Raw genomic sequence first — 14,122 nt, forward strand, 5'->3', positions numbered from 1 at the left:
ACCGCGGCTGCGGCCCTCGGTCGCGGCGATGTGACACAATGGTCCTTGTGGATGCGACAGCGCGTCCTAGCGCGAGATGGGGCTCAGGTTCAACCGCGAGACCGCATTGCAACATTGCCCCTGCCCTGCAGGAAGCGAAGGGGTATCATGGCTCGTCACCCGGGCCTAGTTCGCCGTCATGGTTTCCTTCACCGCGGCAACCAGCTGCGTCAGCGTGAACGGCTTCGGCAGGAACGCGAACTGCTGGTTCTCCGGCAGGCTCTTCTCGAACGCGTCCTCGGCATAGCCCGAGACGAAGATGATCTTCAGCTCCGCATTGCGGCTGCGCATTTCCTTCAGCAGCGTCGGCCCGTCCATCTCCGGCATCACGACGTCGGACACCACGAGGTCGACCTTGCCGTTGTTCTCCTCGAACGCCTCCAGCGCCTCGACGCCGTTCGCCGCCTCGATCACGCTGTAGCCGCGCGAACGCAGGCCACGCGCATTCAGCGAGCGCAGGCCGTCCTCGTCCTCGACCAGCAGGATGGTGCCCTGCCCGGTGAGATCAGGCTTCGGCTTGGTGGCATCCGCGGCGGCGGTTTCCTTCGCCGCGCTGTTGCCGGCATGCGCCTCCGGTGCAACCTCTTGCTCCTGGTGATGCCTCGGTAGATAGATCCGGAACGTGGTGCCGCCGCCCGGCACGGAATCGACATAAACGAAGCCGCCGGTCTGCTTGACGATGCCGTAGACCGTGGACAGGCCGAGGCCGGTGCCCTTGCCGACTTCCTTGGTCGAGAAGAACGGCTCGAAAATCTTGTCGATGATCTCGTGCGGAATGCCGGTGCCGGTGTCCGAAATCTCGATCTTCACATAATCGGCCGCCGGCATGCCCTTGTTGGCGAGCTGCGCGGCTTCCTCGGTCGGCACGTTGGTGGTGCGGATGATCAGCTTGCCGCCGTCGGGCATCGCGTCGCGCGCGTTCACCGCGAGATTGACCACCACCTGCTCGAATTGCGAGACGTCGACCTTGACCGGCCACAGGTCGCGGCCATGCACAAGGTCGAGCTTGACCTTCTCGCCGATCAGCCGGCGCAGCAGCATGGTGAGGTCGGAGAGCGCATCGCCGAGATCGAGCACCTGCGGCCGCAGCGTCTGGCGGCGCGAGAACGCAAGCAGCTGCCGCACCAGCGTCGCGGCGCGGGTGGCGTTCTGCTTGATCTGCATGATGTCCTGGAACGACGGATCGGTCGGCTTGTGCGCGTTCAGCAGGAAGTCGTTCGCCATCATGATGGCCGACAGCACGTTGTTGAAGTCGTGCGCGATGCCGCCGGCGAGCTGGCCGACCATCTCCATCTTCTGCGACTGGTTGATCTGGTTCTCCAGCGCGTGCCGCTCGGTGGTCTCGAGCATGTAGACGATTGCGGTCTCGGCGTCGCGCTCGTCCTTCTCGACGGTGGTGACGAAGAACTGGGCGGAGCGCTCCTTAGGCCCGTCGAGCATAACCTCGACCGGCGCAATGTCGCCCTGGCCTTCGGCAGCCTGGTTGATCGCGGCGATCAGCAGGCCGCGGTCGCGCGGATTGACCGCGCGGAAGATCGACTTGGCCGCGCCGCCGTCGCCGTTCAGCCCCTGCGCCAGCTTGGCATAGCGGGCATTGGCGCCGACCACATTGCCGCCGCGATCGACGGTCGCGATCGCCATCGGCGTATGGTCGAAGAAGCGCATGAAGCGCACCTCGGCGGCACGCTCCGGATCGGAATGCTCGTCGCGGGCGCGGCTGATCACCAGCGTGCGCGAGGCGCCCGCCGCGCCGTCGGCGCCGAAGGCGAGCTTGTGATAGAGCCGCACCGGCACGGTCTTGCCGCCGCGCATCCGCAGGTCGATGTCGAACACCTCGGTCTTGACCTCGCCGGGCACCGCCGCGATCGAGGTCAGCAGCGCCGCGCCGTCGCCCGAGACGATGTCGGTCAGCTTCAGGCCGCCCGAGCCGATCTCGGCGAGATCGTAGTCCAGCCAGTTGGCCAGCGTGGCGTTGATATAGGCGATCTCCCCGGCCGGATTGACCGAGAAGAAGCCGCACGGCGCATGATCGAGATATTCGATCGCGTGCCGCAGTTCCTGGAACACGTCTTCCTGGCGCTCGCGGTCGCGGGTGACGTCGGCGATCGACCACACCGCATATTTCGCGTCGCGCTTGCCCTCGCCGAGCGGGCGTACCCGCAGGCGCAGCCAGCGGCCTTGTCCGCCACCTTGCCCGGCCTCGTGGGCGGCGACGCGGACCTCCTCCTGCTGCCGCTTGCCCTCGCGCGCCGCCTTCAACAGGCGGAACACCGCCTCGGAGACGTCGGGGTTGCCGATAAAGACGCGTTCGACGGGACGGACGTCCTGCGGGCCTGCCGCGCCGGTCAGCGTGAGATAGGCGGCGTTGGAATAGACCACGTGGCCGCGGGAGTCGGTGACGACGAGCCCTTCATGGGCGTGGTCGGCGATCCGGCCCATCACCGGGTCGTCGCTCGTGCGGTCGGAGAAGCGGATGATGCCGGCGGCAAGGGCGAACAGGTTGAACAGCCCCACGGTGGCGAGCAGCGCCAGCACAAACAGGATATAGGGCTGCGCCTGGGTCCGGCCGATGGTCATGAGCCAGACCGCCACCGCGACGATGCCGGTGGCGATCAGGAGCACCAGCAGGATACTGCCGCTCCGCCGCGCTGGCCCGTGAGCCACGAACGGCTCGGTCGCGGGAGGATCGTTGCTATCGGCGGTCATCTGGAGAGACATGGCTCGTCTGCATCACGAAGGCGACCGGCCGGCCACCTCGCCCCTGAGTGCCTGAATCGGACCCGAAAACGCAAGTCCATCAGGCGGCAATTTCGCAAGTTACGCGCATTTCAAGCGGTTTTCCGCCCCTTACTGGCGCAGGCCGGACAGGCCGCGCCTCAACCGCATCACGTAGCCGATGATTTCGGCAACCGCATGGTAATGCTCGACCGGGATTTCCTTGTCGATTTCGACGGTCGCATAGAGCGCCCGGGCCAGCGGCACGTTCTCCACGATCGGAATGTCGTGCTCCTTGGCGATCTCCCGGATCTTGAAGGCGAGGTTGTCGACGCCCTTGGCGACGCAGATCGGCGCCGACATGCTGCGGTCGTAGGCCAGCGCCACCGAATAGTGGGTCGGGTTGGTGATGATCACCGAGGCCTTCGGAACCTGGGCCATCATGCGCTTCTTGGCGCGCTGGACCCGCAACTGCTTGATCCTGCCCTTGACGTGCGGGTCGCCTTCCGACTGCTTGAACTCCTCCTTCATCTCCTGCAGCGACATCTTGTGACGCTCGTACCAGGTCCGGTACTGGAAGAAGTAGTCGGCGATCGCAACCACGGCGAGGAGGGCGACCACCGCCGCCAGCAGGTGCACCGTCATGCCGGTGATGGCGGGCAGCAGCTCGGCCGGATCGACCCGCAGGAACGATTCCATCCGCAGCCGATCGGGCCACAGCACCATGACCATCACGACGCCGAGCGCGATCACCTTGAACAGGCCTTTCAGGAAGTTCGCCACCGCCTGCTTGCCGAACAGCCGCTTGAAGCCGGCCGCCGGCGAGATCTTGGAGAATTTCGGCTTGAGCTGCTCGCCCGACCAGACCAGCTGATGCTGGATCATGTTGCCCGCGATCGCGGCCAGCGCCAACATCAGGAACGGCACGCCGATCGCGGCGACCACGGCGTAGCCGAGCGTCTGGGTCAGCTGAAGCAGGCCGGCACCGTCGGTGCGTATCATCCATGAATTGGCGATCAGATTGCGCAGCGGCACCAAGATGCCGCCGCCGATCGAGCCGGAGAAGGTCGACAGCACCAACGTGGCGCCGGCGATGATGAACCAGGTGTTGACCTCCTGGCTTTTGACGACGTCGCCTTTCTCAAGGGCGTCATCGAGACGTTTTTGCGTAGGGTCTTCTGTTTTGTCTTCGGTATCGTCGGCCATCTCTTCTCCCTAGAACATGATGCGACTTGATCGCATCATGTTCTGCGGCCCCTATCTTTGACGCGTTTTCTTCACGCGAACCGGTTCCCACTTCGCTCGAAAACGCTCACTCATCAATTCATTGGAGCGAGTTGGCGCATGACGCCGTTGAAGTAGTCGAAATAGGTATTCATCATCGCCGCCAGCACGACGCCGAAGATCAGGAAGCCGACCACGATCGAGAGCGGCACGCCGACGAAGTAGACCTGCATCTGCGGCATCAGCCGCGCCAGCACGCCGAGCCCGATGTTGAAGACGAGGCCGAACACCAGGAACGGCGCCGACAGCTGCAGGCCGATCTTGAAGGCGGCGGAGAACGCGGAGGTCGCAAGCGCGGCGACGTCGCCGGTCGGCATGATCTCGCCCGGCGAGAAGATGCGGTAGCTTTCGCTCAGCGCCGCGATGACGAGATAATGGCTGTCGGTGGCGAACAGCAGCGTCAGGCCGAGGATGGTGAGGAAGTTGCCGACGATCTGGCCCTGCTGCCCCTGGGTCGGGTCGACCGCGGTGACGAAGCCGAGCCCGAGCTGCTGCGCAATCACGGAGCCCGCGACGTTGAGCGCCGACAGCGTCACCCGCGCGGTCGCGCCGAGCACGATGCCGATGATCAGCTCATGCACCATCAGGACGCCGAGCGAGGAGATCGACGTCAGGTCGACATGATAGGCGTTGCGATGCAGGGGAAGGATGATCAGCGTCAGCAGCAGCGCGATCGACAGCTTGACCCGTGCCGGGATGTTGCTCTCGCCGAAACCGGGCAGCAGCATCACCATCGCGCCCACGCGCGCGAAGACCAGCACGAAGATTGCGGCCAGCGCCGGAAGCAGGGAGACATCGATGCGCATGACCGCGGCATTAGTGCATCAACCGCCGATGATTCGCGACGAAATCCGCATCATGTGGCTACTGAGCGCGTCCGCCATGAAGGGCAGCGCCAGCAGCAATGTGACGAAGATCGCGAGAATCTTCGGCACGAAGACCAGCGTCTGCTCCTGGATCTGGGTCAGCGCCTGGAACAACGACACCACGACGCCGACCACGAGGCCGACCACCATCAAAGGCGACGATACCAGCACGATGGTCCAGATCGCGTCGCGTGCCACGTCGAGAGTTTCAGGGCCGGTCATTGTTGTGTTCTCGCTTTTGCAATCTTGCTTCACATCGCCCCCGGGATGACGTCCTGATGGACGTCAGATCGGCATCTTCATGATGTCTTCATAGGCCTGGATCACGCGGTCGCGCACCGAGACCAACGTCGACACCGCAACGTCGGTGTCGGCGACCGCCGTCACCACATCCATCACATTCGCCTTGCCGGAGGCCATCGCCATGGTCTGCGCGTCGGACTTCTTGCCGGCTTCCAGCACGCTGCCGACGGAGTCCTTCAGCAGCGCGCTGAAGGACGGGCCGGCGACGGCCTGCCCGGCCTTCTCGACACCGCCGCGCTCCATCAATTTCGCGAGGTTGGCGTAGGCGTTGGCGGCGACTTTCGGTGTAGCCATGATTTGCGTTCCCTGTTCTCGTTGCGTCAGGACTTGAGGATGTCGAGCGTGCGCTGGATCATCCGCCGCGTTGCGCTGATGATGTTGAGGTTCGCCTCGTAGGAGCGCTGGGCGTCGCGCATGTCGGTCATTTCGACCATCGAATTGACGTTCGGATATTTGACGTTGCCGGAGGCGTCGGCCGCCGGATTGCCCGGCTCGTGCTTGATGCGGAATGACGACTGGTCGGGGCGGATCCGGCCGAGCGTCACGACCTGGGCGTCGAGCGAACGATCGAGCGCGGAGGAGAAGGTCGGCACCTTGCGGCGGTAGGGATCGCCGCCCGCGGTCTGCGCCGTCGAATCGGCGTTGGCGATATTTTCCGAGATCACCCGCATCCGCCCCGCCTGCGCGCGCAGGCCCGAGGTCGCGATGCTCATCGAGCGGGTGAAATCGCTTGTTCCATCTGCCATGGGATCCTCCCGCCGCCGTCAGGCTTTTGCTGGTTTGGGCATGATCTCCGCGCAAACGCGTTCCGCGTTTGTCGCGAGGGAAAACCGCATCACACTTTTCCGGATCATGCCCTAACCCTTGCCGATCGCGGTTTTCAGCAGATGCAGGCTCTTGCTGTAGAGGGAGGTGACGGCCGCGTAGTCCATCTGGTTGGCCGACACTTTCAGCATCTGGTCCTCGAGATTGACCGCATTGCCGGCCGGGCGGGTCTGGAACCCGCTCTTGCCGCGATCATTGTCGAATGTGTCCGGCGCACCGGACGCCGCCATGTGGGTCGCGCTGGTCTGCATCATCGGCAGCGTCCCCATGCCGCCGCCGACCGTGGTGCCGGCCCGGTCGAACTTCGGCTCGACCAGGTCGCGCGGCCGGAAGTTCGGCGTGTCGGAATTGGAAATGTTCTCGGCGAGCACCCGCTGGCGCTCCTGGTGCCACTGCATCTTGCTGCGCAACGCCGACAGGATCGGCAGATCGTTCATGGACATCGCCGCGGCTCCGTTAACCTCTTGGACGACCCTTGGGCCTTCCGAGGTAGGCAGAATTTGCCCGGTGTATGGTTAACGGGTGGTTAAAATGTCGGACGGAGCCGTGGAGAACGCCGCAACTGCGGCCGGCGAGCGCATTTTCGCCACGAATGCTGCGTTAACCAGCACAAACCAAGACAGCATGGGGCGCTGAGAAGTCGTTTTGGGACAAGCGATTCTTGGTTTATTAATAGAACAGTCGGCTGCAAGCCGCTGGGAATTAAGAAATAAGGCGAATCTCGGGCGCGATTCGCTGCGCAAAACCGCACCTATCAATCCGCGCTCGTTGATGGCGGAAGCTGAGGAAGGCCACGATGGCCGGGGACTCCAATATGCAGGTCATTACATTCGTCTTGGCATTCGTTGTCGTGCTGGCGCTGATCGGCGTCACCGCATGGCTCGTCCGCCGCTTCGCCGGGAACCGCCTCGGGGCCAACGCCAACCGCGGACGGATGCCGCGACTGGCCGTGATCGACGCCGCGGCCGTCGATGGCCGCCGCCGGCTGGTGCTGGTCCGCCGCGACAACATCGAGCATCTCCTGATGATCGGTGGTCCCACCGACATCGTCGTCGAGCCGAACATCGTCCGGGCGATGCCGGGGCGCGATCAGATGTCGACCCGCCCCGCGGTCGCAGCCGATGCCGCGCCGCCGCGCGTGGCGCCGCTTCCGGATGCCGCCTGGAACGAGAGCGAAGCCGCCCGATCCGACAATTTCGACCTTCCCGAGCCGGAGCTGCCGCCGCGACAAGCGCGGCCCTCCTTCGCCGACGAGCTGCGCCGGCCCCCGCCGCCGATCGCCGAGCGTCGCAACGATCCGCTGACGGGCTTTACGGCCGAGCGCAGCGAACCGCGGCCCGATCCGATGCCGCCGCGCCTGCCGCCGCGCTCCGAACCCGTCATCCCGCGTCCGCCGCGCGCTGCCGAGCCGCCGAAGGCGCCGCCGCGGGCGCCCGAGCGCGCCGTCACGCCGCCGCCTCCCCCTGCTCCGCCGCCGGTCGCAACCCAGGCGCCTCCGCCGGTGCCGCCGGCATCGAACGCCGATGCAAATTTGGCCGAGATGGCGCAGCGGCTCGAGGCGGCACTGCGCCGCCCGACCGGCGCCGGCGAGACCGTCGCCCCGCCGGTTGCTCCCGAGGCGCCGCCGGTTCGCGCGCCGCGTAGCGAGCCGCCTGCCCCACCGGCCGGCGGACAGAAGAGCGGCTTCGAGAATCTCGAAGACGAGATGGCATCGCTGCTCGGCCGACCGAAGAATCCTTCGTGAGATCAGGGACCGTCCCGCGTAGAGTTTTTTTCATCGCTGTCCTGATCGCCGCCGGATCCTTCGCCGATCCGGCGATGGCGCAGGATATCAGCATCAATCTCGGCGGCGGCAATGGCGGCGTGACCGAGCGCGCGATCCAGCTGATCGCGCTGCTCACGGTGCTGTCGATCGCGCCGTCGATTCTCGTCATGATGACGTCGTTCACGCGCATCGTGGTCGTGCTGTCGCTGCTGCGCACCGCGCTCGGCACCGCGACCGCGCCGCCGAACTCGGTGATGATCGCGCTCGCGATGTTCCTCACCGCCTTCGTGATGGGGCCGGTGCTGCAGAAATCCTATGACGACGGCATCAAGCCGCTGGTCGCCAACCAGATCGGCGTCGAGGAAGCGCTGCAGCGCGCTTCGGTCCCCCTGCGCGGCTTCATGCAGAAGAACGTCCGCGAGAAGGATCTGAAGCTGTTCATGGACCTTTCCGGCGAGCCGCCGCCGGCGACGCCGGAGGAGATGTCGCTGCGCATCCTGGTGCCGGCCTTCATGATCTCCGAGCTGAAGCGCGCATTCGAGATCGGCTTCCTCCTGTTCCTGCCGTTCCTGATCATCGACCTCGTGGTCGCCTCGGTCTTGATGTCGATGGGCATGATGATGCTGCCGCCGGTGGTGGTCTCGCTGCCGTTCAAGCTGATCTTCTTCGTGCTGGTCGACGGCTGGGCGCTGGTCGCCGGCAGCCTGGTGCAGAGTTACGGGGGGTAGCAGCCCCGCGAAACATTCATGGCCTCATCGCTGGATCGGCCGTGCCGTTGCACTATCATGCGCGGCACCGCATCCAGGGAGCCGCGCCGTGCAGCAGCCATTCGACCGCGCCGCAGAAGACCTCGGCAACGCCATTCATCTCGAGCACGTCAACGTGCAGGTGCCGGACCAGCGCCTCGCCACGCTGTTCTACGTCGCCGGCATCGGACTGACCCGCGATCCCTATCTGATGGTCTCCGACAGCAACATGTGGGTGAATGCCGGCCGCAGCCAGTTTCATCTGCCGAGCGGACGGCCGCAGGTGCTGCGCGGCCACACCGCGATCGTGATCGCCGGACGGCAGGCCCTGCTACAGCGGCTCGCCGCGGTCGCGCCCAAGCTCGAGGGCACCGCGTTCGGCTATCGCGAGCGCAACGATCACGTCGAGGCTACCTGCCCCTGGGGCAACCGGCTGCGCTGCTTTGAACCGGACGCCGCGCGGTTCGGGCGCATCGCGCTCGGCATACCCTATGTTGAATTCGAAGTGCAGCACGGCACGGCCGAGGCGATCAGCCGGTTCTATCCCGAAATCATGGGCATCCCCGCCGGCGTCGTGAACGGCGACGGTGTCGTCGCGCGCGCCAAGGTCGGCAAGGACCAGTATCTGCAATTCCGCGAGACCGACCAGGCGCAGGGCGAGTTCGACGGCCATCACGTCCAGATCTACATCACGGACTTCTCCGGCCCCTACAAGCGGCTGCGCGAGCGCAACCTGGTGTCCCGCGAGGACAATCAGTATCAGTACCGCTTCTGCGACATCGTCGATCCCGCCAATGGCCGGCACCTGTTCACCGTCGAGCATGAGGTGCGCAGCGCCACCCATCCGATGTATCTGCGGCCGCTGGTCAACCGCAATCCGGCGCAGACCAACCGCTCCTTCGCCAACGGCTACGACCAGGCGCCATGGGCGATGGCGCCGGACCAGTATGACGGATGAGCGCGCTCGCCCGCATCGCGACATCATCAGCACTCCCAGCCACGAGACGACATGCTTCCCTCCCAGCGCCATCTGTTCGAGATCCCACGTGAGGTCTGCTACCTGAACTCCGCGTCCTACAGCCCACTGCCGCTGAAAACGCTCGACGCCGGCCGCGCGGCGGTCGGACGCAAGGGCCAGCCCTGGACGATCGACGCCGGTTTCGCCGGCCGCCAGCATGAACGCGCGCGCACCGCGGCGGCACGCCTGATCAATGCCGATCCTGATGACGTCGCGCTGATCCCGGCGATCAGCTACGGCATCGCGACCGTGGCGAAGGCGCTGACCATTCCGCGCGGCACGCGCGTTATCGTGCTGGAGAACGATCACTCCTCGCCGGTGCTGGAATGGCACGCCCGCGCCGAGGCGCAGGGTTTCGTCGTCGACACCGTGCGCCAGCCCGCCGACGGCGACTGGACGTCGGCGGTGCTCGCGACGATCGAGCGGCCGGGCGCGCCGCCCGTCGGCCTCGCCTCGATCTCGTCGGTGCATTGGGCGGACGGCGGCATCATCGACGTCGACCGGGTGCAAGCAACGCTGCGGCGGCATGGCGCGATGTTCGTGATCGACGCGACGCAGAGCGCGGGTGTCGTCGCGATGGATGTGACAAAACTCGACCCCGACGCCGTGATCTTCCCGACCTACAAATGGCTGATCGGTCCCTACGGCCGCGCTTTTCTCTACGTTGCAAAACGTCACCAGAACGGCGTGCCGCTGGAGCAGACCTCCGCCGGCCGCCGCGACGTCAATTCCGAGAAGCCGGTCTATTTCGGCGATCTCGCCTATGTCGACAACGCCCGGCGCTATGACATGGGCGAGCGCGATCATTTCATCACGTTGGAGATGGCCTCGATCGGCATGGAGATGATGGCGGAATGGGGTGCTGTCGCCGTCAGCGCGCGGCTCGCGATGCTTAACGAGCGGATCGCCGATGGCGTGCGCGATCTCGGGCTCAATTTGTTGGCGCGCAGCGTGCGCGCGCCGCATATCCTCAGCCTCGGCATGGCCGGCGGCATCCCGAAGGAATTGATCGCGCGGCTCGCCGCCGAGAACATCCACGTCGCGCTGCGGCTCGGCCGGATGCGGATCTCGCCGCACGTGTTCAACGACGAGGCCGATGTGGATCGCCTCGTCGCAGGCTTGACCAAAGCGCTGCGCGGCTAACTCCGCTTGCGCCCCAGCGCGACGACGCTGACCAGTTCGATCGCCAGCGCGACAGCGACTCCGGCCGCGCCGATCACGAACAGCAGCGCATAATCGCCGCTGCTGTGCGCGAACAGCCAGGACAGGCCGTAGGCGCCTGCCGCCTGGAACAGCGCGAAGGTCGTGGTCGCCCGTGCCCATGCGGAGCGCTGGCTCGCGGCCGAATGCGGGATCAACTCGTGGATGCGGCCGATCACCAGTGGCACGATGCCCGGCGTAAAACCGCCGACAATGAGGCTCGACACGATCAGCGCGGCTGGCGACTTCGTCACGGCGGGCAGCGCGACCGCGACCGTCTCGATCAGGAACGCGGCACGCAGCGCCGCAGCGAAGCCGGCACGGTCGGCGAGATGCCCCGTCAGCAGCGGTCCGATCACGGCGCCGATGCCGTACAGCACCCAGTAGTACGATCCTGCCGCGATGCCCTGCCCGAGGCCGCGGGCGACGAAATCAACCAGGAACACCATGTGCGGCACCAGCGCCAGCGCATTGAGGCCATATTCCACGCACAGCGCGATCACCAGCGGCGAGCGCACACTATGCGACGCGACCTGCGGCTCGGCAGCAGCATGCGCGGCTGGCACTTCCGCCGGCCACGCCTTCCAGCTGATCAATGTCAGCACCGCCGACAGCACGCCAAGGCCGTACCAGGCCTGCTTGACGCCCTGCTGCAGCAACAACGGCACCAGCGTTCCCGACGCTGCGACACCCAGTCCGACACCGGCGAAGATCACGCCGCCGATCAGGCCGCGCTTGCTAGGCGCCGTGTGCGGCAGGATCGCAGTCGCCGCCAGCACCATGATCACCCCGCCCGTGATGCCGGCAAGGAAGCGGAAACCGAAGAACCAGATGAAGGAGATCGGCACCGCGCAGGCAAAGCAGGTGACGGCAGCCAGCAGCATCATTCCGCGCAACGCCCACACCGAGCCGATGCGCGCGCCGAGATCGCGGGCGATCAGCGCGCCGGCGAGATAGCCGGCAAGGTTGGCGGCGCCGAGATAGACGGCTTCCGCCGGCGTGAACCATTTGGCCGCGATCAGCGCCGGGATCAGCGGCGTGTAGGCAAAGCGCGCCAGCCCGAGCCCGACCAGCGAGGCGCACAGCCCCGCGGCCGCCGATAGCCACAGCGGCCCGCCAGCATCGCGATGCGATCCGGCGTGATGGCCCCGATGATGATCGACATTGGCTGACATGGACATGGCAGTAGGCCCTCCGGCCGTTCGTGAAAAATGATTAGTTGCGATCGCAGCAATCGCTCGCAGCGATCACAGCTCACCTCTCCCGATCGGGAGAGGTGCCCAGTTCGACGTGGCAGGGGCCGTCAGCGGGAAGATTTCAACGCCGTAGCGGCAGCGAGTTTCTTGCGATAGTCCAGCGCGGGCAGCCCGCCCCAGCCCCAATTATCGGTATCGACTTCCTCGATGATGACGAAGGTCGATTCCATCGGCTTGCCGAGCACGTCGCGCAGCAATTCGCTGGTGCCCCTGATCAGCGCCGCCTTCTGCTCAGGCGTGGTGGACGACACACCCGGCGTCGTCCCCTCACGCGTGACCTGGATGGTGACAACAGGCATCACACGCTCCCGATCGTGCTCGTCAGTGACCGGCGCTCTGGCCGCCGTCGACATGCAGGATCTCGCCGGTGACGAAGCCCGCGCCTTCCAGGAACAGCACGGCGTCGACGATGTCCTTCATCTCGCCCATGCGGCCCACCGGATGCAGCTTGGCGAGGAAGTCGTGGGTCTCGGGGGCGTGCATCGGCGTCTTGATCACGCCGGGCGCAACTGCGTTCACGCGGATGCCGTTGGCGGCATATTCGATCGCGAGCGACTTGGTCGCCGCGCTCAGCCCGCCCTTGGTCAGGGACGCCAGCACCGAGGGCACGTTGCTGTTGGCGTGGTCGACGAGGCTCGTCGTGATCTGCACGATATGCCCGGACCCCTGCTTCACCATCTCCTTCGCCACGCGGCGGGTGATGTAGAAGAAGCCGTTGAGGTTGGTTGCGAGCACCGACGCGTAGTCCTGGTCGGTGTGATCGGTGAACGGCTTGGCGACGAAGATGCCGGCATTGTTCACCAGCGTGTCGACGCGACCGAAGCGCGCGAGGGCCTGCTTGACGATGCGATCGGCGACCTCGGGATCGCCGATATCGCCCGGGACCGCCAGCACATCAGCATCGGTCGACGGCTTGATGCTGCGGGAATTGGCGACGACGCGGTAGTTGCGATCGCGGTAGCCCCTGACCAGTGCCTCGCCGATCCCCTGCGACGCACCGGTGATGATGGCAACCTTTTGCTCTGCACCCATGATATCTCTCCATCTGTTGCTGAAGCGGCATCAGCACCGCCTCGATGGAGCGCAAGCTAGATACATCCGCATTTCGTGCGAATGCCCGCTATTCGGCAGACACTCTTCCGCGGCGCGAACGACTGGCCTGGCTGGCCTCGCGCGACAGCCGCTCGAAATAGCGCTTCAGCCGCGGCGCCGCGAAATCGACGAAGGCGCGCACCTTCGGCACGTCGAAGCGACCCTGCGGCGCCAGCAGATGCACCGGCAAGGCCGGATGCTCGTCCTTGGCAAGCAGGATCTGCAATCGCCCGTCACGGATTTCCTCGGCAATGTGATACGAGAACAGCCGGGTGACGCCGTGCCCCTCGCTGGCCGAGGCGACCGCCGCCCGCACCGTGTTGACGGACAGGCGCGGCGCGAACTGGACCGCGCGCGCCACCTTCGACTTCGCGGCCGGCGGAAAGCTCCAGGAGTCGAGCCCGAAATGCGTCATCGCAATGATCTGGTGTTTTGCGAGATCAGCCGGCTCGCTGATATCAGGGTGCTGCGCAAGATAGCCGGGCGACGCCGCGACCACACGGCGCACCTCACCGAGCTTGATCGCGACAAAATTGGAATCGGCGAGCTGCGCGATGCGCAGCGCGACGTCGATGCCCTCGTCGATCAGATTGACGGTGCGATCGAGCATCACGAGCCGCACCGTCACCGCCGGATATTCGGTCATGAAGGCGTCGAGCAGCGGCCGCAGCACGTCCTCGCCGACGACGACGGGTGCGGTGATGGTCAGCGTGCCGCGTGGCGCCGACCGCTCGCCGCCGGCCGAGATGTCGGCCTCCTCCAGCTCGCTGAGGATTCGCCGGCACGCCGCCGCGTAACGCTGGCCGGCGTCGCTCAGCTTCAGCGACCGCGTGGTGCGATGAAGCAGTTCGGCGCCGACATGATGTTCGAGGAATGCGATCGCCCGGCTGACCGCCGCCGGCGAGCGCCGCAGTTTCCGTCCCGCACCGGCAAGGCTGCCCTCGTCGACCGCCGCGACGAAGACCTTCATGGCGTCGATGCGGTCCATCGCTCTCCCCGGGCTCGCTGCAGCC

Annotated in this window: 15 protein-coding genes; 4 read left to right on the top strand and 11 right to left on the bottom strand. The window is 65.8% G+C overall.

Annotated features, from left to right (window positions below; all coding sequences use genetic code 11):
* Positions 1–165: 165 nt before the first annotated feature.
* The 7 genes from AAFG13_RS11185 to flgB form a co-directional block, all read right to left on the bottom strand.
* The gene (locus AAFG13_RS11185) at positions 166–2,745 is read right to left on the bottom strand and encodes an ATP-binding protein (protein WP_342713321.1); all 2,580 of its coding nucleotides are present in this window, start codon (positions 2,743–2,745) and stop codon (positions 166–168) included.
* A 141-nt stretch (positions 2,746–2,886) separates the two neighbouring features.
* On the bottom strand, positions 2,887–3,960 hold the full coding sequence (gene flhB, locus AAFG13_RS11190; protein WP_212310037.1) for a flagellar biosynthesis protein FlhB: 1,074 nt from the start codon (positions 3,958–3,960) through the stop codon (positions 2,887–2,889).
* Positions 3,961–4,073: 113 nt separating this feature from the next.
* Positions 4,074–4,844, bottom strand: a complete 771-nt coding sequence (gene fliR / locus AAFG13_RS11195; RefSeq protein WP_092115392.1) for a flagellar biosynthetic protein FliR — start codon at positions 4,842–4,844, stop codon at positions 4,074–4,076.
* 18 nt (positions 4,845–4,862) lie between these two features.
* On the bottom strand, positions 4,863–5,126 hold the full coding sequence (fliQ, locus tag AAFG13_RS11200; RefSeq protein ID WP_050401183.1) for a flagellar biosynthesis protein FliQ: 264 nt from the start codon (positions 5,124–5,126) through the stop codon (positions 4,863–4,865).
* A 63-nt stretch (positions 5,127–5,189) separates the two neighbouring features.
* The gene (fliE, locus tag AAFG13_RS11205; RefSeq protein WP_342712027.1) at positions 5,190–5,501 is read right to left on the bottom strand and encodes a flagellar hook-basal body complex protein FliE; all 312 of its coding nucleotides are present in this window, start codon (positions 5,499–5,501) and stop codon (positions 5,190–5,192) included.
* A 26-nt stretch (positions 5,502–5,527) separates the two neighbouring features.
* The gene (flgC, locus tag AAFG13_RS11210; protein ID WP_097675999.1) at positions 5,528–5,953 is read right to left on the bottom strand and encodes a flagellar basal body rod protein FlgC; all 426 of its coding nucleotides are present in this window, start codon (positions 5,951–5,953) and stop codon (positions 5,528–5,530) included.
* Between the two features lie 111 nt (positions 5,954–6,064).
* Positions 6,065–6,475, bottom strand: coding sequence for a flagellar basal body rod protein FlgB (gene flgB / locus AAFG13_RS11215; protein ID WP_207831093.1), 411 nt, complete (start codon positions 6,473–6,475; stop codon positions 6,065–6,067).
* Between the two features lie 371 nt (positions 6,476–6,846).
* On the opposite strand from flgB, the gene AAFG13_RS11220 reads away from it, so the two are divergent.
* From AAFG13_RS11220 to AAFG13_RS11235, 4 genes are all read left to right on the top strand, one after another.
* Positions 6,847–7,776: a flagellar biosynthetic protein FliO gene (locus AAFG13_RS11220; RefSeq protein WP_342712028.1), complete on the top strand. Its 930-nt coding sequence runs from the start codon at positions 6,847–6,849 to the stop codon at positions 7,774–7,776.
* Positions 7,773–8,525, top strand: coding sequence for a flagellar type III secretion system pore protein FliP (fliP, locus tag AAFG13_RS11225; RefSeq protein WP_092115397.1), 753 nt, complete (start codon positions 7,773–7,775; stop codon positions 8,523–8,525). The genes AAFG13_RS11220 and fliP overlap by 4 nt, the downstream gene beginning before the upstream one ends.
* An 88-nt stretch (positions 8,526–8,613) precedes the next feature.
* Positions 8,614–9,501, top strand: coding sequence for a hypothetical protein (locus tag AAFG13_RS11230; protein ID WP_342712029.1), 888 nt, complete (start codon positions 8,614–8,616; stop codon positions 9,499–9,501).
* Positions 9,502–9,552: 51 nt separating this feature from the next.
* Positions 9,553–10,704, top strand: a complete 1,152-nt coding sequence (locus AAFG13_RS11235; protein WP_342712030.1) for an aminotransferase class V-fold PLP-dependent enzyme — start codon at positions 9,553–9,555, stop codon at positions 10,702–10,704.
* On the opposite strand, the gene AAFG13_RS11240 is transcribed toward AAFG13_RS11235, so the two are convergent.
* The 4 genes from AAFG13_RS11240 to AAFG13_RS11255 all read right to left on the bottom strand — a co-directional run bounded on the left by AAFG13_RS11240 (position 10,701) and on the right by AAFG13_RS11255 (position 14,097).
* Complete coding sequence (locus AAFG13_RS11240; RefSeq protein ID WP_342712031.1) at positions 10,701–11,942, bottom strand: YbfB/YjiJ family MFS transporter; 1,242 nt, start codon at positions 11,940–11,942, stop codon at positions 10,701–10,703. The genes AAFG13_RS11235 and AAFG13_RS11240 overlap by 4 nt on opposite strands.
* Positions 11,943–12,064: 122 nt before the next feature.
* Positions 12,065–12,316, bottom strand: a complete 252-nt coding sequence (locus AAFG13_RS11245; protein ID WP_342712032.1) for a 4-oxalocrotonate tautomerase family protein — start codon at positions 12,314–12,316, stop codon at positions 12,065–12,067.
* A gap of 22 nt (positions 12,317–12,338) precedes the next feature.
* The gene (locus tag AAFG13_RS11250) at positions 12,339–13,049 is read right to left on the bottom strand and encodes an SDR family oxidoreductase (protein WP_212310043.1); all 711 of its coding nucleotides are present in this window, start codon (positions 13,047–13,049) and stop codon (positions 12,339–12,341) included.
* Positions 13,050–13,137: 88 nt separating this feature from the next.
* Entirely contained in the window at positions 13,138–14,097 is a 960-nt protein-coding gene (locus tag AAFG13_RS11255; protein ID WP_342712033.1) for a LysR family transcriptional regulator, read from the bottom strand.
* Between the last annotated feature and the right edge of the window lie 25 nt (positions 14,098–14,122).

This window comes from Bradyrhizobium sp. B124 (genome assembly GCF_038967635.1).
GTDB lineage: Bacteria > Pseudomonadota > Alphaproteobacteria > Rhizobiales > Xanthobacteraceae > Bradyrhizobium.